The 23,648-nt window shown below is 62.7% G+C and carries 18 protein-coding genes; 5 read left to right on the forward strand and 13 right to left on the reverse strand.

The window, feature by feature from the left end:
• Positions 1–47: 47 nt before the first annotated feature.
• Positions 48–2,105: a TonB-dependent receptor gene (locus tag DBR46_RS04230; RefSeq protein WP_124525125.1), complete on the reverse strand. Its 2,058-nt coding sequence runs from the start codon at positions 2,103–2,105 to the stop codon at positions 48–50.
• Between the two features lie 399 nt (positions 2,106–2,504).
• On the opposite strand from DBR46_RS04230, the gene DBR46_RS04235 reads away from it, so the two are divergent.
• The 5 genes from DBR46_RS04235 to DBR46_RS04255 all read left to right on the forward strand — a co-directional run bounded on the left by DBR46_RS04235 (position 2,505) and on the right by DBR46_RS04255 (position 10,061).
• Positions 2,505–4,925 (forward strand): TonB-dependent siderophore receptor, encoded by a 2,421-nt coding sequence (locus DBR46_RS04235; protein ID WP_124525126.1) that lies wholly within the window; start codon positions 2,505–2,507, stop codon positions 4,923–4,925.
• A 62-nt stretch (positions 4,926–4,987) separates the two neighbouring features.
• Positions 4,988–6,601, forward strand: coding sequence for an ABC transporter substrate-binding protein (locus DBR46_RS04240; RefSeq protein WP_177413998.1), 1,614 nt, complete (start codon positions 4,988–4,990; stop codon positions 6,599–6,601).
• Complete coding sequence (locus DBR46_RS04245) at positions 6,598–7,548, forward strand: ABC transporter permease (RefSeq protein WP_124525128.1); 951 nt, start codon at positions 6,598–6,600, stop codon at positions 7,546–7,548. Before DBR46_RS04240 ends, DBR46_RS04245 begins: the two co-directional genes overlap by 4 nt.
• 3 nt (positions 7,549–7,551) lie before the next feature.
• Complete coding sequence (locus tag DBR46_RS04250; protein ID WP_124525129.1) at positions 7,552–8,451, forward strand: ABC transporter permease; 900 nt, start codon at positions 7,552–7,554, stop codon at positions 8,449–8,451.
• Entirely contained in the window at positions 8,448–10,061 is a 1,614-nt protein-coding gene (locus DBR46_RS04255; RefSeq protein WP_124525130.1) for an ABC transporter ATP-binding protein, read from the forward strand. Before DBR46_RS04250 ends, DBR46_RS04255 begins: the two co-directional genes overlap by 4 nt.
• 162 nt (positions 10,062–10,223) lie before the next feature.
• Here the strand turns inward: DBR46_RS04255 and DBR46_RS04260 are convergent, their stop codons facing one another.
• The 12 genes from DBR46_RS04260 to DBR46_RS04315 all read right to left on the reverse strand — a co-directional run bounded on the left by DBR46_RS04260 (position 10,224) and on the right by DBR46_RS04315 (position 23,484).
• Positions 10,224–11,099, reverse strand: a complete 876-nt coding sequence (locus tag DBR46_RS04260; protein WP_124525131.1) for a DMT family transporter — start codon at positions 11,097–11,099, stop codon at positions 10,224–10,226.
• Between the two features lie 116 nt (positions 11,100–11,215).
• Positions 11,216–12,712, reverse strand: coding sequence for an aldehyde dehydrogenase (locus tag DBR46_RS04265; protein ID WP_124525132.1), 1,497 nt, complete (start codon positions 12,710–12,712; stop codon positions 11,216–11,218).
• Positions 12,712–13,614 carry a dihydrodipicolinate synthase family protein gene (locus DBR46_RS04270; RefSeq protein ID WP_124525133.1) on the reverse strand — a complete coding sequence of 301 codons (903 nt, stop codon included), beginning with the start codon at positions 13,612–13,614 and terminating at the stop codon, positions 12,712–12,714. The genes DBR46_RS04265 and DBR46_RS04270 overlap by 1 nt, the downstream gene beginning before the upstream one ends.
• Positions 13,615–13,652: 38 nt before the next feature.
• On the reverse strand, positions 13,653–14,984 hold the full coding sequence (locus tag DBR46_RS04275; RefSeq protein WP_124525134.1) for an MFS transporter: 1,332 nt from the start codon (positions 14,982–14,984) through the stop codon (positions 13,653–13,655).
• Positions 14,985–15,145: 161 nt separating this feature from the next.
• The gene (locus tag DBR46_RS04280) at positions 15,146–16,465 is read right to left on the reverse strand and encodes an FAD-binding oxidoreductase (RefSeq protein WP_124525135.1); all 1,320 of its coding nucleotides are present in this window, start codon (positions 16,463–16,465) and stop codon (positions 15,146–15,148) included.
• A gap of 83 nt (positions 16,466–16,548) precedes the next feature.
• Positions 16,549–17,271, reverse strand: a complete 723-nt coding sequence (locus DBR46_RS04285) for a GntR family transcriptional regulator (protein WP_124525136.1) — start codon at positions 17,269–17,271, stop codon at positions 16,549–16,551.
• Between the two features lie 139 nt (positions 17,272–17,410).
• The gene (locus tag DBR46_RS04290) at positions 17,411–18,424 is read right to left on the reverse strand and encodes a GlxA family transcriptional regulator (protein ID WP_177413994.1); all 1,014 of its coding nucleotides are present in this window, start codon (positions 18,422–18,424) and stop codon (positions 17,411–17,413) included.
• A gap of 1 nt (position 18,425) precedes the next feature.
• Positions 18,426–19,271 (reverse strand): proline/glycine betaine ABC transporter permease, encoded by an 846-nt coding sequence (locus DBR46_RS04295; RefSeq protein ID WP_124525137.1) that lies wholly within the window; start codon positions 19,269–19,271, stop codon positions 18,426–18,428.
• A complete protein-coding gene (locus DBR46_RS04300; protein ID WP_124525138.1) occupies positions 19,268–20,116 on the reverse strand; it encodes a proline/glycine betaine ABC transporter permease in 849 nt (282 codons plus the stop codon). The genes DBR46_RS04295 and DBR46_RS04300 overlap by 4 nt, the downstream gene beginning before the upstream one ends.
• Positions 20,113–21,225: a glycine betaine/L-proline ABC transporter ATP-binding protein gene (locus DBR46_RS04305; RefSeq protein ID WP_124525139.1), complete on the reverse strand. Its 1,113-nt coding sequence runs from the start codon at positions 21,223–21,225 to the stop codon at positions 20,113–20,115. Before DBR46_RS04305 ends, DBR46_RS04300 begins: the two co-directional genes overlap by 4 nt.
• Before the next feature lie 89 nt (positions 21,226–21,314).
• Positions 21,315–22,163 carry a glycine betaine ABC transporter substrate-binding protein gene (locus tag DBR46_RS04310; RefSeq protein ID WP_124525140.1) on the reverse strand — a complete coding sequence of 283 codons (849 nt, stop codon included), beginning with the start codon at positions 22,161–22,163 and terminating at the stop codon, positions 21,315–21,317.
• A gap of 382 nt (positions 22,164–22,545) precedes the next feature.
• Positions 22,546–23,484, reverse strand: coding sequence for an AraC family transcriptional regulator (locus DBR46_RS04315; RefSeq protein ID WP_124525141.1), 939 nt, complete (start codon positions 23,482–23,484; stop codon positions 22,546–22,548).
• Positions 23,485–23,648: the final 164 nt, after the last annotated feature.

Raw genomic sequence — 23,648 nt, forward strand, 5'->3', positions numbered from 1 at the left:
GCCCGCTCCCACAAAAAGCCCGCCCCGACACAATCCTTCTGTTCGGCTTACATGTCGTACCGCACCGCCATACCAAAGGTACGCGGCGCGCCGGCGTCGATGATTTCGTCGTCGCGGTTGTTGGTGACGTATTGCTTGTCGAAGGCATTTTTCACAAAACCCGACACCGCCACGTTTTGGGTGACCTTGTACTCACCGCTGAAGTTGGCCAGCACGTAGTTGTCGCTGCGCCGCTCGCCCGTGACCTTGCCGGCCGCGTTGAACTCATACGCCGACGGCGCACTGCTCTGGTACGTGACGTCGGTGTTCAGCGTCAGGCGCTCGTTGACGCGGTACAGGGCCCCCACCGACGCCTTGTACTTCGGCGCATACAGGAAGGCTTCGCCGCTGCGGTCCTGGCCACGGTCGGTGACGAAGTCCTTGTACTGGCTGTCGGTGATCGCGCCGCCGAGGGTCAGGGTCAGCTGTTCGCTGAGGTCTTTCTCGACGAATACTTCCAGGCCCTTGATGTCGCTGCGACCGGCGTTGTACACGTTGATGATATTGGTGTTGGCCTGGCGCACGCTGACCTGCTGGTCTTTCCAGTCGGTGTAGTAGAGGTTGGCGCGAGTGCGCAACGTGTCGTCGAAGAATGAACCGCGATACGACAGCTCGTAGTTGGTGGTGTATTCCGGGTCGTAGGCCTCGTGGCCACTGCCGGAACGCACGTTGACGCCGCCGCCGCGATAGCCCTTCTGCACCATGAAGCCAAGGTACTGGCCGGCGGCGAGTTCATAGTTGATGCCCAGTTTGGGCAGCAAGGCCGCGAAGGATTTGTTGACCTTGCCCGCGTCGGACAGGTCGTCCTGCTTGATGTTCGTGTCGTTGCTTTCGCGGTCGTAGCGCAGGCCGGTAATCAGGGTCCAGCGCGGGGCGAAGGTCCAGTCGACTTCGCCAAACAACGCCTTGTTTTCAATGGTGGTGGCGCCTTTGACCGTGGCTGCCAAGTCGCCATCGAACAACAGCTGGTCGTGGAAGTTGTTGGTGTTGTGGCCGTAGTAGGCGCCGACAAAACTCTTCACCGTGTCCGAGCTGTAGTTGAGGCGCAGTTCCTGGCTGAACAGGTTGCCATCCTGGCGACGGCGGATCACTTCGTTGTCGACGGCGTTCTGGTCGAAGTCCAGGCGGTTGTTGTAGTCGGAGGCGGTATTGGCGGTGAGGCTGGTCAGCGACCAGTGGTCGTCGAGGCGGTAGTCGAGCTTGGCGCTGACGGTGTCCTGAATCAGGTTGTCGTAAGCCTGGGTGTCGGACGAAATCTTGTAGTAACGCACCTTGTCCTTGGTGCGCATCACCGAGTTGTCGCCCTGGCGGTGCTCGTTGTGGGCGTAAGTCAGCAGCACATCGAGGTCGTCGGTGGGCACGATGAGCAATTTGCCGCGCGCGTTGCTGGTGCGATGGGGGTTGGCGTCTTTGCCCAGGGCGATGTTGTCGATGTAGCCGTCGCCGTCCTGATAATCCAGGGCGATACGCCCGGCGATCTTGTCATCGACGATGGACCCGCCACCGGCCACGGCCGCGCCTTTTTCACCGTAGTTGCCGACGTTGGTTTGCGCCGAGAACGTCGGCTGGAACGTCGGGTTGCGGGTCTGGATCACCACGGCGCCGGCCAGGGAGTTGCGGCCCTGGGTGGTGGACTGCGGGCCGAGGAACACTTCGACCTGCTCCACATCCCACAAGCCGGTTGGCGTCAGCGTGAGGGTACGGTTGGGCTGGACGGCGCCGTCGACATACACCGACACCGCGCCATTGAGGGTCGCCGGGCCCTGGTCGTCGAAACCGGACACCGGTACGCCGCGAATCCCCCAGTTTTCATTGCCGGCCTGGCTGTACACGCCGGGCGTACGGGCGAACACATCGACCAGGCTGTGGTCGGCCTTGTCGCGCAGTTGTTGTTCGGTCACCACCACCACGCTGGACTGGGTTTGCTCCAGGGTGCGGTTGATTTTTTCGCCGCTGACCGTGATCGGCGCGATTTCCAGGCTGTTGCTCTCTGCCGCCCAGGCCCCGTGCGCCAGGCACGCCATGGACCCTACGGCCATCGCGATTGTAGTTTTTTTGACACTCACGCCCTGCACCCCTACGCCAGATAGTTATTGTTTTTGCTGCCGGCGAAAGGTGGCCTGACGCCAGCGGGGCGGAGTTTATGCGATACAAATGCCGAAATAAACAGAATTGATAATCCATCTCATTCGCGACGCAACCCGTCAAATGTATCCGACTCAACACACATCACTTTGATTTGATCGTTCCCACGCCAAGCGCAGGAACGATCATGAAAATTAATAATTTTATAAATTATCTAAATAACAATATTTAATAATTAGCTTATTCGAAAAAAGAATTTCACTCAGGTTTTTTATAGTAATAAATTCAGTTCAACCCCACCTTAATCGTTTCCCCTAACTCGCTTTCGAAGCTGTACCCACGCCACGGGCCAGTACCAGAATCAATGGACTATTGCTGACATGCCCGATCTCGCCTGCGCCCTACCGCTGAAGAAGTTCCACCTGTCCTTGCTGACCAGCTCCCTGCTATTGGCCGCCGCGCCATCGTTTGCCGATGACGCCAAGCTCGACACCGTGACCGTGATCTCCACCGGCCTGCGCGGCCAGGAGCGTACCGTGGCCGACAGCCCGGCGCCGATTGACGTCATCAACAGCGACCAGTTGCTCAAGACCGGCCGCGCGGAGTTGTCCGAGGCGATTGCCAAGTTGCTGCCGTCATTCAACTTCGGCACCAATATCGCCGGCTACAACTCGGTGACGCGGCCCTTGAGCAACCGCAGCCTGGGCCCGGCGTACACCCTGGTGCTGGTCAACGGCAAACGCCGGCACAACGGCGCCACCGGTCAGCGCGGCTCCATCGACAACAGCGGCGCGAATGCGGTGGACATCGACCTGATCCCGGTCAGCGCGGTGGACCATATCGAAGTGCTCAAGGACAGCGCCGCCGCGCAGTACGGCTCGGATGCGGTGGCGGGCGTGATCAACATCATCCTGAAGAACACCAAGAGCGGCGGCCATCTGGAGACCAGTTACGGCCAGCTGTTTTCCGGCCAGGGCGAGACGATCAAAGTGGCTGGCGACCAAGGTTTCGAGCTGGGCCAGGGCGGCTTTTTCCACCTCTCTGCCGACGCGCGAAAACGCGGCAATGCGTCGTGGAACGACAAGGCCGACAGCAGCGTCAAGGCGTTCAACGACCCGGCCAAGGAAGCCGCCTGGGACCGCGTAGCGATCAAGAACGGCGACCCCGACCTCAAGGCCTTCAACCTCGCCTACAACGCCGAACTGCCCCTGGAAAACCTCACGCTGTACTCGTTCTCCACCTACGGCGAACGCGATGCCGAAGCCGCCAACTACTTCCGCCTGCCCACCGGCACCGCCGCCGTGCCTGAGGTGTTCCCCGACGGTTACTTCCCGCTGAACAACATCAAGGACCGCGACTACCAGTTGCTGTTTGGCGGCAAGGGTGAAGTGGCCGAGTGGAACTGGGACCTGAGCACCACCTACGGGCGCAACAATGTGCACCACTCCAGCGACCTGAATATCAACCCGTCCCTGGGCACCGCGTCGCCGACCAAGTTCGACAACCTGGCGACCTTTCGCTTTGAACAGTGGGTGAACAACCTCGACTTCACCCGCCGCTACGACAGCCTGTTCAACCTGACCTCGCCGGTGCAGGTGTCGGCTGGCCTGGAACATCGCTGGGAGCATTTCAGCACCTTCGCCGGTGACCGCGAGGCCTATATCACCGGCACCTACCCCGCCGCCTCGGGCGCGCAGGCGGCGGTGACGATCCGCCCGGAAGATGAAGTCAGCCTGATCCGCAACAACGTCGCCGGCTACCTGGACCTGGGTTTTGACCTGACCGATAAATGGTTCCTGGACGTGGCCGGTCGCGTCGAACATTACGACGATGACTCGGGCAACACCTTCGGTCTCAAGGTCAACTCACGCTATGAACTGACCGACAGCGTGGCCGTGCGCGGCACCGTCGGCACCGGGTTCCGCGCGCCGTCCCTCACGCAGATCGGCTACACCGTCGCCGACAACCGCGTGGCCCTGGATGCCGACGGCAACGTGGTGCCCGCCGTGACTCGCCTGACGCCGTCGGGCAGCAACCTGGCCAAGGCCCTTGGCGGCGATGACCTCAAGCCGGAAAAATCACGCAACCTCGGCCTCGGCCTGACCTGGCAACCGGCGCCGCGCACCAGCATCACCGCCGACGCCTACCTGATCGACATCGACGACCGCATCGCCCTCACCAGCAATATCTACGACCGAGGCAACGGCGCGATCAACGCGATCCTCACCGCCCAAGGCGTGCCGTCCGGTACCTGGGTCAACTACTACACCAACGCCTTCGACACCCGCACCAAGGGCCTGGACGTGGTCGCCGACCACACCACGCCGCTGGATGCATTCGGCGAAGTGCGCTGGAGCCTGGGCTTCAACTGGAACAAGACCACCATCCAGGACAGCCGTGACACCCCGGCCGCACTGGCCAACACCGGCGTGACCCTGGTGGGCCGCGACCGTGCCGGCGACCTCACCGACGCCTCGCCCAAGACCAAATGGATCCTCGGCGCCAACTGGAAGATCGACGACCTCGCGGTGAACCTGCAAACCGCGCGCTACGGCGCGGTCAAGACCCTCGCGGTCAACCCCAGCGGCGACCGCAGCTTCGGCGCCAAATGGATCACCGACCTCGACGTCAGCTACACCTTCGTCGACCACCTCACCGTGAGCATCGGCGGTACCAACATCTTCGACGTACGCCCCGACAAGCACGCGGTGTACAGCAACCTGGGCCTGGCGGCCTACGGCAACCCGCCGTTCTACCCGGGCGGCGGCTACTGGTACACCAAGCTGGCCTACGACTTCTGATCCACACCGTGCATGCACCCGAACCGCCACATGAGGGCTAACCATTGACTACCTCCAACTTGATGAGCCGCTTGCTGGCCCCGTGCGCCCTGGCGCTGGCCCTGGCCGGTTGCTCGCCTTCGGGTGAGCAGGCCCAGGCCAACAAAACCCTGAACATCGCGTTCTTTGGCGACAACACCATTCTGGTCAGCGTCGACCCGTTCCAGGTCTATTGGCTGGAACATCGGGTGCTGCTGCGCAATGTCGCCGAGTCCCTCACCGACCAGGACCCGGAAACCGGCAAGATCATCCCGTGGCTGGCCAAAAGCTGGGAGGTCAGTGACGACGCGCTGACCTACACCTTTCACCTGCGCGACAACGTGACCTTCAGCAACGGCGAACGCTTCGATGCCAAGGCGGTGAAGACCGCGTTCGACAGCGACAAGGCCCTGGCCACCGAGCTGCCCGCCACGTTTGGCGCGACCTACCTGGCGGGTTACGACCACGCCGAAGTGGTCGATGACTTCACCGTCAAGCTGGTGCTGTCGCGGCCCAACGCGGGGTTCTTGCAGGCCACCTCCACCACCAACCTGGCGATCCTCGCGCCCGCCTCCTATGCGCTGACCGTCAAGGAGCGCTCCCTGGGCAAGATCATCGGCACCGGGCCGTTTGTGCTGGAAAGCTACACCCCGGAAGTCGGCGCGCACCTGGCCAAACGCAAAGGCTACGCCTGGGCCTCGGCCAATATGAAAAACCAGGGCGAAGCCCATCTGGACGCAATCGACGTCACCTACATCCCCGAAGAAAGCGTACGCAACGGCCTGTTCCTGCAAGGCAAGGCCGACATCCTGTGGCCGCGCAACCCGTTCTCCGAAGTGGACCTGAAGCTGTTCCAGTCCAAGGGCGCAACCATCCAGAGCCGCTCGCTGCCAGGCCCGGCGCTGAACCTGTACCCCAACACCCGTGGCGAACGCATCCTCGCCGACCGGCAAGTGCGCCTGGCCGTGCAGAAGTCCATCGACCGCACGAGCTACGCCAGCACCGTGTACAACGCCGAGTTCCCGGTGGTGCAAGGCATCTTCGACGTGACCACGCCCTTCGCCAAAAGCCAGGCGGCCAAGCTCGGCTATGACCCGGCGGGCGCCGAACAGCTGCTGGATCAAGCCGGCTGGGCCAAGGGCGCCGACGGTTACCGGCAGAAAAACGGCAAACGCCTGAGCCTGAGCTACAACATCAGCCCGGCCGAAACCGCCGGCGACGTGTTGATCCAGGACCAACTGCGCAAGGTCGGCATCGAGTTGAAACTCAGCGTGGTCACCCGCGCCGAGTGGGTGGCCAACAACTCCGCCGGCAACTACGACCTGACGATCAACTATATGACCCGCGCCGACCCGATCATCCTGCAAACCATCCTCGACCCACGCACCGCCAACAGCTCCACCGTGGCCACCAACACCTACGAGCCGGCCACACTGGAAAAAGCCAAGGGTTTGTTCGATGCGGGCATCACCGCCACCCAGGGCCCACAACGCGCGGCGGCCTATGGCGCCCTGCAAGACCTGCTGATCGATGAAAGCTCGGCGTTCCCGGTGTATGAGCGGGTGTGGCAGGCCGCGACCTCGGCCAAGGTGAAAAACTTCCGCTGGACCGCCGAAGGTTTCGCCCTGCTGGGTGATATCGAGATCGGCACGCCATGAGCCGCTACCTGATCGGCCGGGTCGGCCAGGCGCTGCTGGTGTTGTGGGGCGCCTACAGCATCACGTACTTCATCCTGTATCTGCTGCCGGGCGACACCCTGTCTCTGATGCTCAGCGCCTCGGGCATGGAGGCCGATGCGCTGTCGGTGGAAGACCTGGCCAAGGCACGGGCTTATTACGGCTTGGACAAGGGCGTGTTCGAGCAGTACTTCGACCTGCTGTGGGGCGCGTTGCGCGGTGACTTCGGCCAGTCGCTGTCGATGAACCGCCCGGTGGCTGAATTGCTGGTGGAGCGCCTGCCGCAAACCCTGTCCCTGGCCGGCCTGGCCATCGTGCTGTCGTTGCTCGGCGGCATTGGCCTGGCCTACCTCACCGCGTACATCCGCTGGCAACCGTTGAAAAAGGCCCTGACACGCCTGCCGTCGCTGGGCTTTTCGGTGCCGGTGTTCTGGATGGGCCTACTGTTGATCCAGGTGTTTGCGTTTGGCCTGGGCTGGTTTCCGGCCACCGGCAGCAAGGGCTTTGAAAGCCTGATATTGCCCGCCGTGACCCTGGCGATTCCCAGCGCGGCGGTGTACGCCCAGGTGCTGCAACGCAGTTTCCAGGGTGTGTGGAAAGAGTCGTATATCGTCACCGCCTACGCCAAGGGCCTCAGCCGCGGCCAGGTGCAGGCGCGCCACGGGTTCAAGAACGCGGCGTTGCCGATCCTCACGCTGATCGGTTTGCAGGTGGGCAACACGGTGTCCGGTGCGGTGCTGGTGGAAACCATTTTCGCTCGCTCCGGCATCGGCCGCCTGGCTCAGGAAGCGGTGTTGCGCCAGGACATCCCGGTGGTGCTGGCCATCGTCGCGGTGTCGGCGGCGGCGTTTGTGCTGGTCAACCTGCTGGTGGACCTGCTGTACCCGTGGCTCGACCCGCGTATCTCCCACACGCCAAAGGTGTCCTAGACCATGACCATCCTTGAGCAGAACCTGCGCGGCACAGCCCTGCCGGCCAGCCAACCGCTGTGGCGCCGCCGCAGCCGCCTGCAACGCGCCACGGCGGTGTTGCTGCCGTTGTTGCGCAAACCCGGTTTCAGCCTGGCGCTGCTGCTGGTGCTGTTCGCGCTGGTCAGTGCCGTGCTCCCGCACCTGCTGACCGGCTTTGACCCCTACGCCACCTCCCCTGCCGACAAGCTGCGCGCGCCCAACTTCACCCACTGGTTCGGCACCGATGAGCTAGGCCGCGACCTGTTTACCCGGGTCGTCTACGGCGCGCGCCTGTCGATGCTGGCGGCGTCGCTGGCGGTGGGCATTGCGCTGTTGGGCGGGCTCGGGTTGGGCATCCTCTCGGGCTTTGCCGGCGGGCGGATCGACTCGCTGATCATGCGTTTTGTCGATGTGCTGCTGGCCCTGCCTGGGGTGCTGCTGGCCCTGGCGATTGTCACCGCGATTGGCTTTGGCACGGTACCGGTGGCTATCGCCGTGGGCGTCGGCATCATTCCGGGGTTCGCCCGCACCACCCGCGCCGAAGTGCTGCGGGTCAAGACCCTGCCCTACGTCGAAGCCGCGCGCCTGGGCGGCGCCAGTTGGGGGCGGACCTTGCTGCGCCATATTCTGCCGAATGCCTGGGGCCCGGTGGCTGTGTTGGCGACCCTGGATTTCGGCGCCGCGATCCTTGCCACGGCGGGGCTGAGTTTCCTCGGTTTCGGCGCGGTGCCCCCGGCTGCCGAATGGGGCACGTTGATCGCCAACGGCCGGCACTTTCTGATCACCGCGCCGTGGGTGTCCCTGTTGCCCGGCCTGTTCCTGGTGGCCGTGGTGTTCAGCCTCAACCATATCGCCCGCACCTTCGAGGAGACCCAGCGATGAGCGCTTTAGTGGATGTGCGCCAACTCAGTGTCAGCTACCGCTCCGGCGGGCAAGTCACCGCCGCCGTCAAACAGCTGTCGCTGGCGATTGCCGAGGGTGAAACCGTGGCGATTGTCGGTGAGTCCGGCTCGGGCAAATCGACCCTGGCCAACGCGATCCTCGGCTTGCTGCCGGACAACGCGCAGATCAGCGGCGGCGAACTGTGGATCGCGGGCAACGACCTGACCCACGCCAGCGAACGCCAGAAGCGCGGCGTGCGCGGCCGCACCGTCGGGCTGGTACCGCAGGACCCAATGGTCAGCCTCAACCCGACCTTGCGCGTGGGCCAGCAGATCGCTGAAGCGTTGATCCTGGCGCACGGCAAACGCTATCCCGGCGTGGATGCCGACATTGTCGAGCTGCTGCAACAGGTGGGCATCGACAAGCCCGTACTGCGCGCCCGCCAGTACCCCCATGAACTCTCCGGTGGTATGCGCCAGCGGGTGCTGATCGCCATTGCCCTGGCCGGCAACCCGCGCCTGATCATCGCCGACGAGCCAACCAGCGCCCTCGACGTGACCGTGCAGCGCAAGATCCTCGACCACCTGCAACGCCTGGTCAGTGAGCGCGGGATTTCGCTGCTGATCATCACCCACGACCTCGGCGTGGCCACCGACCGCGCCGACCGCATCCTGGTGATGCAGCAAGGTGAGCTGGTGGAACAGGGCCCGCCGCGGCAGATCCTCGACGCGCCGCAACACGACTACACCCGCGCCCTGATCGCCGCCGCGCCGGCGTTCGCCAGGCGCCGCGAACCGTTGCTGAATCTGGACCCGACGCAGGCGCCGATCCTCAGCCTGCACCACGTCGGCAAGACCTTCGCGCTGCCCAAGGTCAAGGGCGAAGCCAGCACCTTCCTGGCCCTGGAGGACCTGAGCCTGGAGGTGTACCCCGGGCAGACCCTGGCGATTGTCGGCGAGTCCGGCTCGGGCAAGAGCACCGCACTGCGCATCGCCCTTGGCCTGGAGAAACCCAGCCACGGCCGCGTGCACTTCGAACAGCAGGACATCACTGACCTCAGTTGGCGCGAATTCCGCCCGCTGCGCCAACGGATCCAACTGGTGCAGCAGAATCCGTTCGCCGCCCTGGATCCGCGCCTGACGATTTTCGAGAGCATCGTCGAACCGTTGGAATCCTTCGGGTTGCTCAAGGGTGCCGCCCTGGAACAGGCCGCGCGCGAACTGATCAGCCGCGTGCACCTGCCCGTCAGCTACTTGGACCGCCTGCCCCGCGAACTCTCTGGCGGGCAATGCCAACGGGTGGCCATCGCCCGCGCACTGGCCCTGAAACCGGACCTGTTGCTGCTGGATGAACCGGTCAGCGCCCTGGATGTGTCGGTGCAGGCGCACATTCTTGAGCTGCTGGAAGAGCTGCAACGGGAGATGGGGATTGCCTATGTGCTGGTGTCACACGACCTGTCGGTGGTGGCCAACTTTGCGCACCAGGTGTTGGTGTTGCGTCATGGCCGGGTGATCGAGCATGGATCGGTGGAGCACATCTTCAACCGGCCGGCGACGGAGTACACCCGCGAGCTGATTGCGGCGATTCCGGGGCGCCAAGCGGCGGCGTGACTCCGGCCTGACTCGGTCAAAAGAATGTGGGAGTGGGCTTGTGTGGGAGCGGGCTTGCTCGCGAAAGCGGTGGATCAGTCAGCCTATTTGTGACTGACAGACCGCATTCGCGAGCAAGCCCGCTCCCACATTTTGATCACCTATTCACCTACCACCGGCGCATCAGTCGGTCACCGCAACGCGTTTGCCCTCCCCCTGCGCCGACATCAAAATCGCCAACACAATCAGCGCCGCACCGGCGAGCATCCGCCACGAAGGCGCTTCGTGAAACAACCACCAGGCGCAGGCGATGGCGTACACCGGTTCCAGCGAGATGATCATGCCGGCGCTGCGGGCGTTGAGGCCCTTGAGGCTTTTGACGAACAGGGCCTGGGACACGGCGGTGCACAGCACGCCGAGGATGGCCAGGTTGCTCCAGTCAACGGCACCGAGATCCACCAGGTCAAACACCGCAAACGGCGCCATGATCACGGCCACCGTGGCGTTCTGCCAGAACACCACTTGCACGCCATTGCGCCCGTCGGTAGCGCGGCGGTTGGTCATGGCCAACAGGGCAAACGACAGCCCCGAGGCCAGGCCCCACAACAAGCCGACGGTGCCCTGGTTGGCGAGTTCGAACGACGGCGTGACCAACACCAGGCCAAGGCTCACCAGCAGCAGCAACAGCGCTTCGGCCAGGTGCGGCCGGTCGCGGAAGACCGCCATGTCGAGCAAGGTGATAAAGGCCGGGAAACTGGCAAAGCCCAAGGTGGCGACGGCGACACCGCCCACCTTGATGGCGATGAAGAACGTGACCCAGTGCGCGGCGAGCATCAGCCCCGAGAGGGCATAAATCGAGAGTTTCCTGAGGTTCAGACCGCGCAGCAACGCACGGTCTTGCAGCTGTGCGAACACCGCCAGGGCCAGCAGCGCAAACGCTGCGCGGCCAAAGGTGATCACACTGGCGCTGGCATGGATCAGTGCGCCAAAAATACCGGTCAAGCCAAACAGCAGTGCAGTGATATGGGCAGAAGTAAGGGCAGTACGATAGGCAGTCATGAAAAGAGCTTCGCGAAAACGAGCTGGGCCGTGGACTTCTTATTGTTGACCCGGTGGAAAGGGAGGCGCCTCAATCGCCGCTTGCGTGGAGCTTTGTAGGGAGGCGCCTGGTTTTTTTAGCCTTCGGACGTGTCGATCCAAATGGTCTTGATTTCGGTGTACTGGTCGTGGGCCCAGATCGACTTGTCACGCCCGCCGAAGCCGGACTGCTTGTAGCCGCCGAACGGGGTCGAAGCATCGCCCTCGCCGAAGCAGTTGACGGTGACGATACCGGCGCGGATCTCGCGGGACAGCTTGATCGCATGGCGCAGGTTGTCGGTGTACACCGACGCGGCCAGGCCGTAGATGGTGTCGTTGGCCAGGGCGATGGCTTCGTCCAGGGTGGTGAACGTGGTCACGGTCAGTACCGGGCCGAAGATCTCCTCCTTGAACAGCAGGCTATCGGCGCCTACGCCATCGACCACGGTGGGCTGCACGTAGATACCGTCTTCGGTCTTGCCACCGAAGACCACGCGCAGGTTTTCGTGGCCGGCCTGTACCAGGTACGAGCTGACTTTGTCGAAGTGCGCCTGGCTGACCATCGAGCCCAGGCGGTTGTCCGGGTCCAGCGGGCTGCCCATCTTCCAGGCCTGCAACTGCACGCCGATGCGCTTGAGCAGCTCATCCTTGACGTCGGCGTGGACGATCAGCCGCGACGAGGCCGAGCAGTTCTCGCCCATGTTCCAGAACGAGCCGTTGACGATATGCCCCGCCACCAGGTCCAGGTCGGCGACATCGTTCATCACCACAGCCGGGTTCTTGCCGCCCAGTTCCAGCACGATGCGCTTGAGGTTGGACTCGGCCGCGTAGTGCAGGAACAGGCGGCCGGTGTCGGTGGAGCCGGTGAAGCTGACCATGGTCACGTCCATGTGCCGGCCCAACGGCTCGCCGACTTCGCGACCGCCACCGGAGACCACGTTGAACACGCCGTCCGGCACGCCCGCCTGGGACGCCAGCTCGGCCACGCGCAAGGCGGTCAAGGTAGTTTCCTTGGCTGGCTTGACGATGATCGAGCAACCGGCAGCCAGGGACGGCGCGATTTTCCAGGCCAGCATCAGCAGCGGGAAGTTCCACGGCAGCACCAGGCCGACCACGCCGATGGCTTCGCGCACCACCAGGGTCAGGGCGTCGTGGCCCACCGGCGCGGTGTTGTCGTAGATCTTGTCGATCAGCTCGGCGTGCCAGCGGATCATGTGGATGGTTTCCGGCACGTCGGTCAGTTGGCACTCGCGCACCGGCTTGCCGCTGTCCAGGCTTTCGAGCACGGACAGTTCGTGGGAGTGCTGCTCCAGCAGGTCGGCAAAACGCAGCAGGACTTTCTTGCGGGTGCCGGGGCTGAGCTTGTGCCAGCGGCCGTCGTCGAAGGCCCGCTTGGCCGAGGCCACGGCGACGTCCACGTCGGTGCTGTTGCACGCGGTGATTTCAGCCAGCACGTCACCGGTGGCTGGGTTGGTGGTGGTGAAGGTGTTGCCCGACACCGAGGTGTAGGGCGCACCGTTGATAAAGGACGTGGTGGGGAACTGGATGTCCTGGGCGATGGCCGCGTATTCCGCGGCGCTGAGCAGGTGGGTCATCATGCACCTCCATTGATGCGCGCGACGTCGCGCTTGAGGTTGGTGATGACGGTTTCCAGTGCCTGCTTTTCGTCTTCGAACAGCGGTTGCAGCGGCGCACGCACGCTGCCGGTGCGCAGGCCGTTGAAGGCGCAACCGGCCTTGATCGCCTGGACGAATTTACCGCCTTCGAGGAAGTCCATCAGCGGCATGAAGGCGCTCATGATCTTGCGGCCTTTGTCGAAGTCTTTTTCGACCACGCAGGCTTCGTACAGGGCGATGTGCTCGCGCGGCACGAAGTTGGAACCGGCACACACCCAGCTGCGTGCACCCCAGGCGAAGAATTCCAGGGCCTGGTCATCCCAGCCGCAGGACAGCGCGATGTGCGGGTATTGGGTGGCCAGGCGGTGGACTTGAGCCATGTCGCCCGAGCTTTCCTTGATCGCCACGACGTTTTTCGAGGCGCTGACGGCCTTGAAGTACTCGTCGCCCATGCTCACGCTCATGCGGCCCGGGTAGTTGTAGAGCATGATCGGCAGGCCGGCGGCCTGGTCCACGGCCAGGGCGTGGATGGCGTTTTCCTGTTCGGTGGGCAGCGCGTACGGCGGCGAACCGACGAGGATCGCGTCGGCCTTGATGGCGCGGGCAGCCTTGGCGTATTCCACCGAATCTTCGGTGCGGATGGCGCCGGTGCCGACGATCAGCGCGACACGGTTGCCGATGACTTCCTTGGCGTGGGCCGCCAGGTCAATGCGTTCCTGGGCGGTGTGGGCGTAGTACTCGCCGGTGGAGCCGCCGATGATGATGCCGTGCACTTTGGACTCGATCAGGTATTCGAGCACGTCAGCGAAGGCTGCGTTGTCGATCTGGCCGGTGGCGGTCAATGGGGTGATTGCCGGGGTGTAGATGCCTTCAAATTTCATGGGTGTTTCTCCAACAGTGAAAGGGCTGTGTGTTGCGCTCAGCTGCTCAAGGCCGCTGCGTCCCGCAAGTTCAACGAGCGTGTTTCCGGGGCCATGGCCCAGGCGGCGGCCAGGCCGATAAAGGTCACGCCGGCGGCGACGTACATGGTGTTGCCGATGCCGATGGAGGTCAGCGACAGCGGCACCAGGTACGTGCCCACGGCGGCGCCGATCCGCGACAACGAGGTGCCGATGCCGACGGCGAAGGCGCGGATTTCGGTGGGGAATAGTTCATTCGGGTACACCAGTTGCAGCACCTGGGCGCCGCCGATGAACACGGCGTAGGCACCGAACAGGCACAACACCAGCAGTTCATGGCTATTGGAGAACGCCGCCAGCAGCAACAGCGCCAGGCCCGACCAGAGGAAGCTGTGGATCAGCATGCTGCGCCGGCCGATGGTGTTGATCAGTCGGGTGGCGAGGACGCAGCCGACCACAAACAACAAGGTGATGAACATCGAGCCGTAGGAGGCCCACTCGCCTTTGAGGTTGAGGGCTTGCAAGACTTTGGGCGCGAAGGCGTAGACGGCGAACACCGGGATGATCGAGCACGACCAGAACACCGAGACAAAGAACAGGCGCTGGCCGTAGCCCGAGCGCAGCAGGTCGCGGAAGGTCATCTTGCGTTCGTCCGGCTGCTCCGGCAGGTCGCGCAGCGAATAGTGCGCGCCGTAGACACGCTTGATCACCTGCTCGGCCTCGGCGTTGCGGCCTTTGCTGAGCAGCCAGCGCGCCGATTCCGGGGTGCCCAGGCGCAGCCCAAACAGCACCAGGCCGATCACCGCCGCACTGGCCAGCGCGTAGCGCCAGGCGTCGTCGGCGCCGCTGTTGATGATGGCGTTGCCGACCACATAGGCAAACGCCGCACCGGCGAACCACAGGATGGTCAGCGCGGCGAGCCGTGGCCCGCGTTGTTTCTTCGGCAGGAACTCCACCAACAGGGAAGTGGCCACCGGGTATTCGATACCTACGGCCAGGCCAATAATGAAACGGAACAGGAACAGTGCCCAGGCGGACTCAACCCAGAACTGCGCCAGGGAACACACAATAAATAACGACGGGCCAATGAAATAAACTTTCTTGCGCCCCAACTTATCGGTCAACCAACCGCCGATAAAACCGCCAAAGAACACGCCAATCAAGGCCGATGCGGCAATCAAACCCTGCCAGAACTCGGTGAGTTGCAAGGCATCGGTGATCTGCAACATGGCGATCCCGATAATGCTTAAAACATAACCATCGACAAATGAACCCCCGCCCGAACGGGCCGTGAGTACACGGTGAAAGTTATTAAGAGGTACATCCTCAACTGAGGCATTCGGACTTGTCATTATTATCTCCTACTTCGCTTCGTTCATTCGCCGGGGTACAACGCACACTTGAAATCCAGGCGAATGAGAGCCGTCTCAATCAGAAACCGCAGTCGTTGAAACGCCTGCTGTTGTCCAATCAATAGATTAAGTTCGGTGTTACTGCGCTTACGTAGTGCGGATCAGCTTTCCTGGCCGGCGCGGCTTTGTCCCCATAACAAGTTCATGTTTACACCCGCTGATAACAGCGGCTCCGGTGGGTTTCTGCTGGGGCCCGGGGACGTCAACAGGAAGTCCACCAGGTGATTGCTTTTGCCCGCCAGCCACTCGGCCAGCAAGGTGCCGGTGACGGTGCCGCGGGTTACGCCCAGGCCGTTGCAGCACAGGGCGCCGTAGACGTTTTTGGCCAGCTCGCCGAAGTGCGCCATGTGGTTGCGCGACAGGCTGAGGGAGCCGCCCCAGGTGTAGTCGAAGGTGACGTCGCGGTGCAGCGGGAAGCGCCGGTCGAAGGATTCTTTGTGGCGCTTCACAAAGCGTTGCAGGTATTTGGGGTTGCTGCGCCCGTCGGCGTTGTAGCTGAAGCTGTTGCGCACCAGCAGCCGGTTGTCGACGGTGCGGCGCAGGGTGGTGCCGAACGGGTCGGCGGGGATCACGCCCCAGAACGGATCGCCGCCCAGGCGCGCCTGCTCGTCTTCGCTCAGTGGCCGCGTCAGGCTGGCGTAGGTGAAGATCGGCAGCATGCGGCTTTTGAGGAAGCCGAAGCTCATGGCGAAGGCGTTGTTGGTGAGCACCAGTTTGTCGGCGATGATGCGGCCGTTCTTGTGGATCAACACGGTTTTGTCGCCGTACTCGACGGCGGTGATCGGGGTGTTTTCGTAGAGGGTGACGTTGGCCGGCAGCGTGTCCGCCAGGCCTTTGACCAGCGCCGCCGGTTGCACCAGTGCGGTGCCCGGGGTGAACAGCGCCTTGCGATAGAAATCGGTGCCGATGCGGCTGGGCAAGTCAGCGGCGTCAATCACCTGGTAGGCCTGGCCGAGCTTGTCGAGGCCACGGCGGTAGGCGTCCAGCACGGCAATGCCACGGTCTTCGATGGCGGCCTGGTACTTGCCGCAATCGCGCCACTGGCAGTTGATACCGTGCTGCTCCACCAGTGCGCGCAGCATGGATTGCCCGGCGAGGTTGAGTTCCATGCTGATCTTGGCGGTGGCGATGTCGCCGATATAGTCTTCGGCGCCGATGTCGTGGGGCAAGTCGATGGCAAAGCCCGCGTTGCGCCCGGAAGCGCCGTAGCCAACTTCCTGGGCTTCGATCAATACGATCTCGTCATCCGGGAAGTTCAGCGCCAGTTGGCGCGCCGCCGCAAGGCCGGTGAACCCCGCGCCGACCACGGCCCAGCGCGTGGCGCTGATACCGCTATGACGCGGGCGTGCCACGCGCGGCGGGCTCAGGTGGAACCAGCCACAGGTTGAATCGTCTGCCGGGGTGTTTCTGATGAGTGCCATTATTCGCGACCTGGGTTCTTTTATAGTTGTTAGAGCTAACAGCTACCCGTCTGCATCGCGTCACTTCGGCCTGCATCAAAAGGTCAAAGCGTAAGCGCTACATCCAGGCCTTCGGGGGCCGCGTACTCGGACATCCGCCGACGGGACAGTTCGAGGTGGGCCTTCACGATTTCCCCGGCCAAGACCGGATCGTGGTGTTCGATTGCGCTGATCATGTCGTCATGCTGCTGGGCGGCCACTTCCAGGTCTTCCTGCATGTCCACCGTGGTCGGGTGGCGGTAGAAGATCTTGCCCAGACGGGCGTGGTCGATCAGCAAGCGCTGCAAGCTCGGCATCAGGTAGGCGTTGTGGGCCATCTTGCCGATTTGCAGGTGGAACTCGTCGTTGTACAACACCCGGTTCTCAACATCCTTTTCCTCGATGGCGGTGCGGAACAGCGCCTGGATGCGCTTCAGTTCCACCACTTCGGCCGGGGTTGCGTGGGAACAGGCCAGTTGCGTCGTCGCGATGTAAATCAGCGGCGCCGCGAGAAAAAAACTGCGCAGCGACTGGTAACTCATCGCCGAGACCCGCGCGGCACGGTTGGCTTCCAGGTCGATGTACCCTTCCGCCGCCATTTGCCGCATCAGCTCACGCACCGGTGGGCGCGACAAACCGAACTCATCACACAGCGCCAACTCGTCCACTACGGCACCCGGTGCCAGTTCCATGCTGAGGATGCGGCGGCGCAGCGCCTCACCCAATACCGCCTTGCGGTCAATGCTGGGCTCGACCGGCGCCGGCGTAGTGAGTTCTTTGGTAGCCATGGTGAAACCTTCCTAAGTAGTAAGTGCACACGGTCTACTACCTGTATTCGCACTATAAAACAACAAAATACTTTGTGTCTACAATTAAAATACACAATATAAACATCAAGCAAAGCCCTGTTCCTGCGGGGCCATACGGCTATTTGACCAGGCGAATTTCCTTGGACGGACGATGCCCGAAATAGGCGCTGTAGCACTTGCTGAAATGGCTGGGCGAGACAAACCCACAGGCCACCGAGACCTCGACGATGGTCAGCGAGGTGTGCTGCAACAAGCGCCGCGCCTCGGTGATGCGCAGGTCCATGTAGTAGCGCTGCGGCGAGGTGCCCAATTGCTCCTTGAACAGCCGCTCGATCTGCCGTCGTGAGCGGCCGGCATACAGGCACAGGTCCTCCATTTGCAGCGGCTCTTCAAGGTTCACGTCCATCAGGTTGATCACCTCGCGCAACGGCCCGCTGACCGACACGCTTAACAGCGGCTTGGCCCGCCGAAAACGCGAGGCCTCGAACGCGAGGATGTCCTCGATGCCATCGGTGAGGGTCTTGCCGTGCAGGCTGCGGATCCACTCCAGCGCCATATAGAAGGCGCCAGTCGGACTCGATGCCGTGAGGCGATTGCGGTCCACCACATAGGCTTCACTGGTGACATGACTGAGCCGCGCAATCTCCGCCAACGCCGGGCGGTGCTCGGGATGAATCGCACAGCGATAGCCCTCCAACACCCCGGCCCGGCCGAGAAACCAGGCGCCGTTCCAGATGCCCGCCAAGGCCACGCCCTGCTCCGCCGCTGCGCCCAGCAACAGGCTCAGCTCATCGTTGTAGCGCAGCGGCGTGCGGTAGCCGCCGCAGATCACCAGCACGTCGAGTTGCAGCACCGCGTCCAGGCTCAGGCGCGCATCGGGCCGGATCACCAGGCCGAGGTCGCTGACCACTTCATCAAACGCCAGGCCAAAGGTTTGCGTGGCAAACGACTCCGGCCGGATCAGGTTGGCGGTGACAATCGTGTCCAGCGCCTGGGTAAAGGCCGGCAGCGAAAAATGCTCCAGCAGCACAAAACCCGCCCGCGCCTTGCGCACCTCCTGGCCTTGATGATCGTTGAGATAACGCAGGTTCTTGCACTGCATGACATCGCTGAATTGGCGTCGCGCTACCACTTCACGTCCGCCGTGCCTGGCGCTGCAAGGCGCCGCGTGACAAGCGATCGAGCAACAGCGCCACCGCGACAATCGCCAGCCCGGCACGCAGGCCCAGGCCCATTTCCATGCGGGTCAGGCCGCGCGTCACTTCGGCGCCCAGGCCGCCCGCGCCGACCAAGCCGGCCAGCACCACCATTGCCAGCGACAGCAGGATGCATTGGTTTAGCCCCACCAGCAGCGTCGGCGCCGCCGTGGGTAATTCGATCTTGAACAGGATGTGCCGCGGTGAAGCGCCCATGGCCTGGCCCAACTCCAGCAAGTCCTTGGGCAATTGTTTGAACGCCAGGGTGGTCAGGCGCAGCATCGGCGGGATGCCATAGACGATGGTGGCGATAATCGCCGGTACGCGCCCCAGGCTGAACAGCATCACTGCAGGGATCAAGTACACCCACGGCGGCACGGTTTGCATAATGTTGAGGATCGGCAGCAACGCCGCATCCACGCGCTTGACCCGCGCCGCCAGGATGCCCAGCGGGAACGCCACGCTGACCGAAATCAGCACCGCCACCGAGACCAGCGCGATGGTCTGCATCGACGCCACCCACAGCCCGGCAAACAAACAGAACGCCAACATCAGGCCGGCGAACACGGCCACGCGCCAGTTGGCCAGCACCCACGCCAGCAGCACCACGATGGCAATCAACACATAAGCGTGGGGCGCGAGCAGCGCGGTCTCGATGGCGCCGAGGGTGGCTTCGATGATCTTGCTGATCAGCACGAATAAACCGTGCAGGTTGGCATTCAGCCAATCAATGGCCGGCGCCAGGAAGGCACCGGGGGAGAAGCGAAAGTCCGTCAGGTTCATTGGCTGGCTCCGGTGCGCGATTCAGCGGCGCTTTGGGCGAGGCGGTCGAGGATCATCGTGAGGATGACGATGGCCAGCGCGGCATTGATCGACTTGGCGATATCCAGGGTGCGCACCGCGCCGTAGATGGCTTCACCCAGCCCGCCGGAACCGACGATCCCGGCGATCACCACCATGCCGAACGCCATCATCAAGCTTTGGTTCACCCCCGCCATGATGCTCGGCATGGCGAACGGCAAGCGGATCTTGAAGAACATCTGCAGGCCGGTGACGCCGCTGGCATCGCCCAGTTCGACGAACTCCTTGGGCGTCATGCGGATGCCCAGCGAGGTCAGGCGCAAGGCCGGTGGCACCGCGACAATAAAGGTCGCCAACAACGCCGTCGCCGGGCCGTACCCGAGCAAGGCAATCGCCGGCAACAGGTAGATGTACGGCGGCAGGGTCTGCACCAGGTCCAGGCACGGGTCGACCACGCGGTCGAACGCCGGCGCCAGCCCGGCCAACACACCCAACGGCACCGCCACCAGCAGGGCCAACAATGTCGCCGTGAGCACCAGCGCGAGGGTGCTGACGGTCTCGGGCCACAGGCCGATAAAGCTGCACAACAACAAGGCCAGCGCCGACAACACGGCAAACCGCAGCCCCACCATGCGCCAGCCCAACAGGCCGATCACCAGGGCGATCACATAGAACGGCGGCGCGGCGATGCACCACAGCACGCCCTTGAACACGCCGTTCAACGCGCTGTTGACGGTTTCGAAGAAGAATTCGCCGTTGTCCTGCAACCACATCAGGCCCGCATCCACGGCAGCGTCGAACTGGGCGGAAAAATCCGGGGTCGTCATAGCGTGGTCTCCAGCACCGGCGCCACGGCGTGGGCGTCGTTGGGGATGCCTTGCACGCCACGCAGTAGATCCTTGGGCGTGATAATGCCGACCACTACGCCGTGCTCGACCACCGCCAGCGGTTCCAGGTCGGCGCCGATGGTCAGGCCGATCAAGGCGTCGATATCGGTGTCGGGCGAGGTCTGCGGCAACCGCGAAAAATCACACAGCGGGAAGGCCTGGCGATACGCCGCGATGGGCGTCATCACCGAATGGGCCTTGACCAGATGCAAGCGCGAGATGCCCGCGACGAATTCGGCGACATAGTCGTCGGCCGGGTTCAGCACGATCTCTTCGGCGGTGCCGACCTGGATAATCACCCCATCCTTCATGATGGCGATGCGATCACCGATGCGGATCGCCTCTTCCAGGTCGTGGGTGATAAACACGGCGGACTTGCCCAGCTCTTTGGTGAGCTGGCGGAATTCGTCTTGCAACTGGCGACGGATCAACGGGTCGAGCGCGCTGAACGGCTCGTCCATCAGGATAATCTCCGGGTCGGCGGTCAACGCCCGCGCCAGGCCGACACGCTGTTGCATGCCGCCCGAGAGCTCGCTGGGGTAGCGCGCGGCCCAGTCGGTCAGCCCGACCTTGGCCAGCGCACGTTCCGCCACCTTGTAACGCTCGGCCTTGCCGACGCCCTGCACTTCCAGGCCGAACGCGGTGTTTTCCAGCACGGTGCGATTGGGCAGCAGCGCCACGCTCTGGAACACCATGCCGATGTTTTTGGCGCGCACGTCGCGCAGTTGCGCGGGCGACAACGCGGACAAGTCCTGGCCCTTGACCAGCACCTTGCCGGCGCTGGGGGTGATCAATTTGTTGAGCAAGCGGATCAGGGTCGATTTGCCACTGCCGGACAACCCCATGATGCAAAAGATCTCACCGCGGCGAACCTGCAGGCTCACATCCGACACCCCGACCACGCAGCTGAAATCCTGCAAGACCTGGGTTTTGCCAAGGCCCTTGTGGACGACTGCGTCCATCGCCGCCTTGGCGTTCTGACCAAAGATTTTCCAGACCGACTGGCAATCCACAAGCACTTCGTTGGTGTCTATTTTGACCGTTGTCATTGCTAAGCCTATTGAACCAGTCGGGCTGGTTTTTCTAATGGATCAGAACGCGTTGTCCGTACCTGGCAGTGGCAAAAATGCAGCGAAGGTTATTGTTTGATATTGGCCCAGCGCTTCATCAGGTCGGCGTGGTTGTCGGCCCAGCTGGAGACGGCCTGGTCCATGGTCTGGCCATCCTTGACGGCGCCGTTGATGGCGGTGATATCGGCCAGGGGCACGTAGACGCTGGCGATCACTTCACGGGCGTGCGGGTACTCACCGGTGAAACCTTTGTGGCCGATCCAGTAGTAGGCTTGCGGCGGGGCAAAGGAGCCTTTGGGGTCCTTGAGGAACTTGAGGTCGAACTTCTGCGCCATCCACGACGGCTCCCAGATGGTCACGGCGACCCACTCTTTACGGTCAACGGCGGACTTGAGGGCGGCGGTCATCGCGGCGGTGCTGCCTTCGAGCAGCTGCAGCTTGAAGCCGTAGTCCTTCACCGCTTTGTTGGCATCGCTCATCAAGCCCGAACCCGGCTCGATGCCGATGATCTTGCCGCTGAACTTGTCCGCGTTGTCGTTAAGTTGTTCCAGCGAATCGATGTCGACGTACTTCGGCACGGCGATGGCCTGGTACAGGCCGTAAGAAACCGGCGAGAGTTTTTCCAGGCGATTCTTGTTCTTGTTCCAGTAATCCTGGGTGGCGTAGTCGGTCTGCGACGCCAGGACCTGCACATCGCCCTTGGTCAACGCGGCATACGCAATACCGACCTCGGAGAACTCGACCACCTTGACGGTGTAGCCGGCGTTTTCCAGGACCTTCCTGGTAATGCCGGTAATGGGTGTCAGGTCTTCCCAGGACATGGTGCCGACGGTGATGGTTTTTTCTTCGGCCTGCACCGGAAGCGTCACCAACCCCACTAACGCAACCGCACAAACGGTTTTCCAAAATGTCTTCATGGCGTGCCTCGATCTACGTTGTAGTTATAGTTTCAAACCTCCAGGGATGGAGGTCGGTGTGAGGGGACAACAGGTGAATTCGGCACCGCAAAAGCGGCTGGGTGAAGCCAGACTGGCATGGGCAAAAGGGTCGGTCAATAGGATGTATTTTCTCTGTATACATATAGAATTCAGATAAAACACAATTGATATTATATTTTTACGTTTAAATTCAATCGCTTACCCATAGCCATTAAAAAACCGACAGGTCGCTCTCAGGAAAGTCGTGGGTCGCTTTTGGAATGCTGCCTTGCCGGCAAAAGTGACTGAAGGCGCTGCCCCGGACACATCCCAGGCGAAAAAAAGCCACTCGTGTGAGTGGCTGTTTTTTGCAGCGGACGGGTCAATCGTGACCCGCACCGGCCTTGAAGCTCGACGGGTTGATCCCGAACTGCTTGCGAAACGCCGTCGCAAAATGGCTGGCATTCGCGTACCCCAGGTCCGATGCCACCCGCATCACCGACGCCTCGCCTTCCATCAGGCGACTGCGCGCCTGGGCCATGCGTGCTTGCTGGAATACGCCGTACACGCTGTTGGCAAACAACTGGCGAAAGCCCCGCGTCAATTTCGGCTGGCTCATCCCGGCCTCCCGCGCCAGCGCTGGCAAGCTGGGCGCCTTGCCCAGGTCCGCGAGCAAATACTCGCGGGCGCGCAACAGGCGTTGGCGGTCGAGGGGGCTGAGGCGGCAGGTGCAGGCGAGGTTGCGCCGGGCTTGGAGGAACAGGCTGACCAACGTGACGCTCTGGCCGTACAACCACAGGCTGCTGCGCGGCTGGGACAGGTCCATGGCGTTGCACAACAGGTGCGCGGTGGCGCTCATTTCGCCGCTGCGGTAGCCGTCGAGGAAGCAATGCTCACAGGCCAGCGCACTGCCCAGGGTCGGATCAATCTCCACGTCCCACTGGGCCAGCAACTGCGGGTTGATCATCACCGTGATGTTGTCGATCTCACCCTGCTGGTGATACAGGCCCTCGCGGCTGCGACCGAAACTGATACTGCCGGCGCCTTCGTTGATCGCATGACGCGTGTGCCGGCGGCCGTCGTGGAAGCTGCAATGGGCCTTGCCCTTGAGGCGGTGGGTGAAGCTGAAGTGGATGCGCTCGCTGTCGTCCTGCAACGGCAGCTCCACCGCCTGCGCAAACGTGCTTTGCCAGCGCACGATGTCCAGCCCGCCGTGCAAGGTCACGCGGGTGACCCGGCACTGATTGCCGGGGCCGAATTCGCCGCGATAGCCGTTGGCAATAATCTGCGAGACCGGCGTGGGCGCCTGAACAGCTGACATCGTTGAATCTCCCTGCTGACCGGATACGGCTCGAATCAGACCACATCGGGGTAGAGTCGCGCAATTGATAATCACTAGCATTTTGGCTGTTATCGCGACTCCCCAAAATCCTCAGCCAAGGCCCCATCATGTCGACTCGCCGAATCGCGCAAAGTAGTTACACT

This window comes from Pseudomonas sp. KBW05 (genome assembly GCF_003852405.1).
In the GTDB taxonomy this organism is placed as follows: Bacteria; Pseudomonadota; Gammaproteobacteria; order Pseudomonadales; family Pseudomonadaceae; genus Aquipseudomonas.

Excerpts from the sequence above, each read along its gene's own strand:
- DBR46_RS04235 (WP_124525126.1), top strand. The coding sequence starts at position 2,505 with ATGCCCGATCTCGCCTGCGCCCTACCGCTGAAGAAGTTCCACCTGTCC.
- DBR46_RS04240 (WP_177413998.1), top strand. The coding sequence starts at position 4,988 with ATGAGCCGCTTGCTGGCCCCGTGCGCCCTGGCGCTGGCCCTGGCCGGT.
- DBR46_RS04245 (WP_124525128.1), top strand. The coding sequence starts at position 6,598 with ATGAGCCGCTACCTGATCGGCCGGGTCGGCCAGGCGCTGCTGGTGTTG.
- DBR46_RS04250 (WP_124525129.1), top strand. The coding sequence starts at position 7,552 with ATGACCATCCTTGAGCAGAACCTGCGCGGCACAGCCCTGCCGGCCAGC.
- DBR46_RS04255 (WP_124525130.1), top strand. The coding sequence starts at position 8,448 with ATGAGCGCTTTAGTGGATGTGCGCCAACTCAGTGTCAGCTACCGCTCC.
- DBR46_RS04260 (WP_124525131.1), bottom strand. The coding sequence starts at position 11,099 with ATGACTGCCTATCGTACTGCCCTTACTTCTGCCCATATCACTGCACTG.
- DBR46_RS04265 (WP_124525132.1), bottom strand. The coding sequence starts at position 12,712 with ATGACCCACCTGCTCAGCGCCGCGGAATACGCGGCCATCGCCCAGGAC.
- DBR46_RS04270 (WP_124525133.1), bottom strand. The coding sequence starts at position 13,614 with ATGAAATTTGAAGGCATCTACACCCCGGCAATCACCCCATTGACCGCC.
- DBR46_RS04275 (WP_124525134.1), bottom strand. The coding sequence starts at position 14,984 with ATGACAAGTCCGAATGCCTCAGTTGAGGATGTACCTCTTAATAACTTT.
- DBR46_RS04280 (WP_124525135.1), bottom strand. The coding sequence starts at position 16,465 with ATGGCACTCATCAGAAACACCCCGGCAGACGATTCAACCTGTGGCTGG.
- DBR46_RS04285 (WP_124525136.1), bottom strand. The coding sequence starts at position 17,271 with ATGGCTACCAAAGAACTCACTACGCCGGCGCCGGTCGAGCCCAGCATT.
- DBR46_RS04295 (WP_124525137.1), bottom strand. The coding sequence starts at position 19,271 with ATGAACCTGACGGACTTTCGCTTCTCCCCCGGTGCCTTCCTGGCGCCG.
- DBR46_RS04300 (WP_124525138.1), bottom strand. The coding sequence starts at position 20,116 with ATGACGACCCCGGATTTTTCCGCCCAGTTCGACGCTGCCGTGGATGCG.
- DBR46_RS04305 (WP_124525139.1), bottom strand. The coding sequence starts at position 21,225 with ATGACAACGGTCAAAATAGACACCAACGAAGTGCTTGTGGATTGCCAG.
- DBR46_RS04310 (WP_124525140.1), bottom strand. The coding sequence starts at position 22,163 with ATGAAGACATTTTGGAAAACCGTTTGTGCGGTTGCGTTAGTGGGGTTG.
- DBR46_RS04315 (WP_124525141.1), bottom strand. The coding sequence starts at position 23,484 with ATGTCAGCTGTTCAGGCGCCCACGCCGGTCTCGCAGATTATTGCCAAC.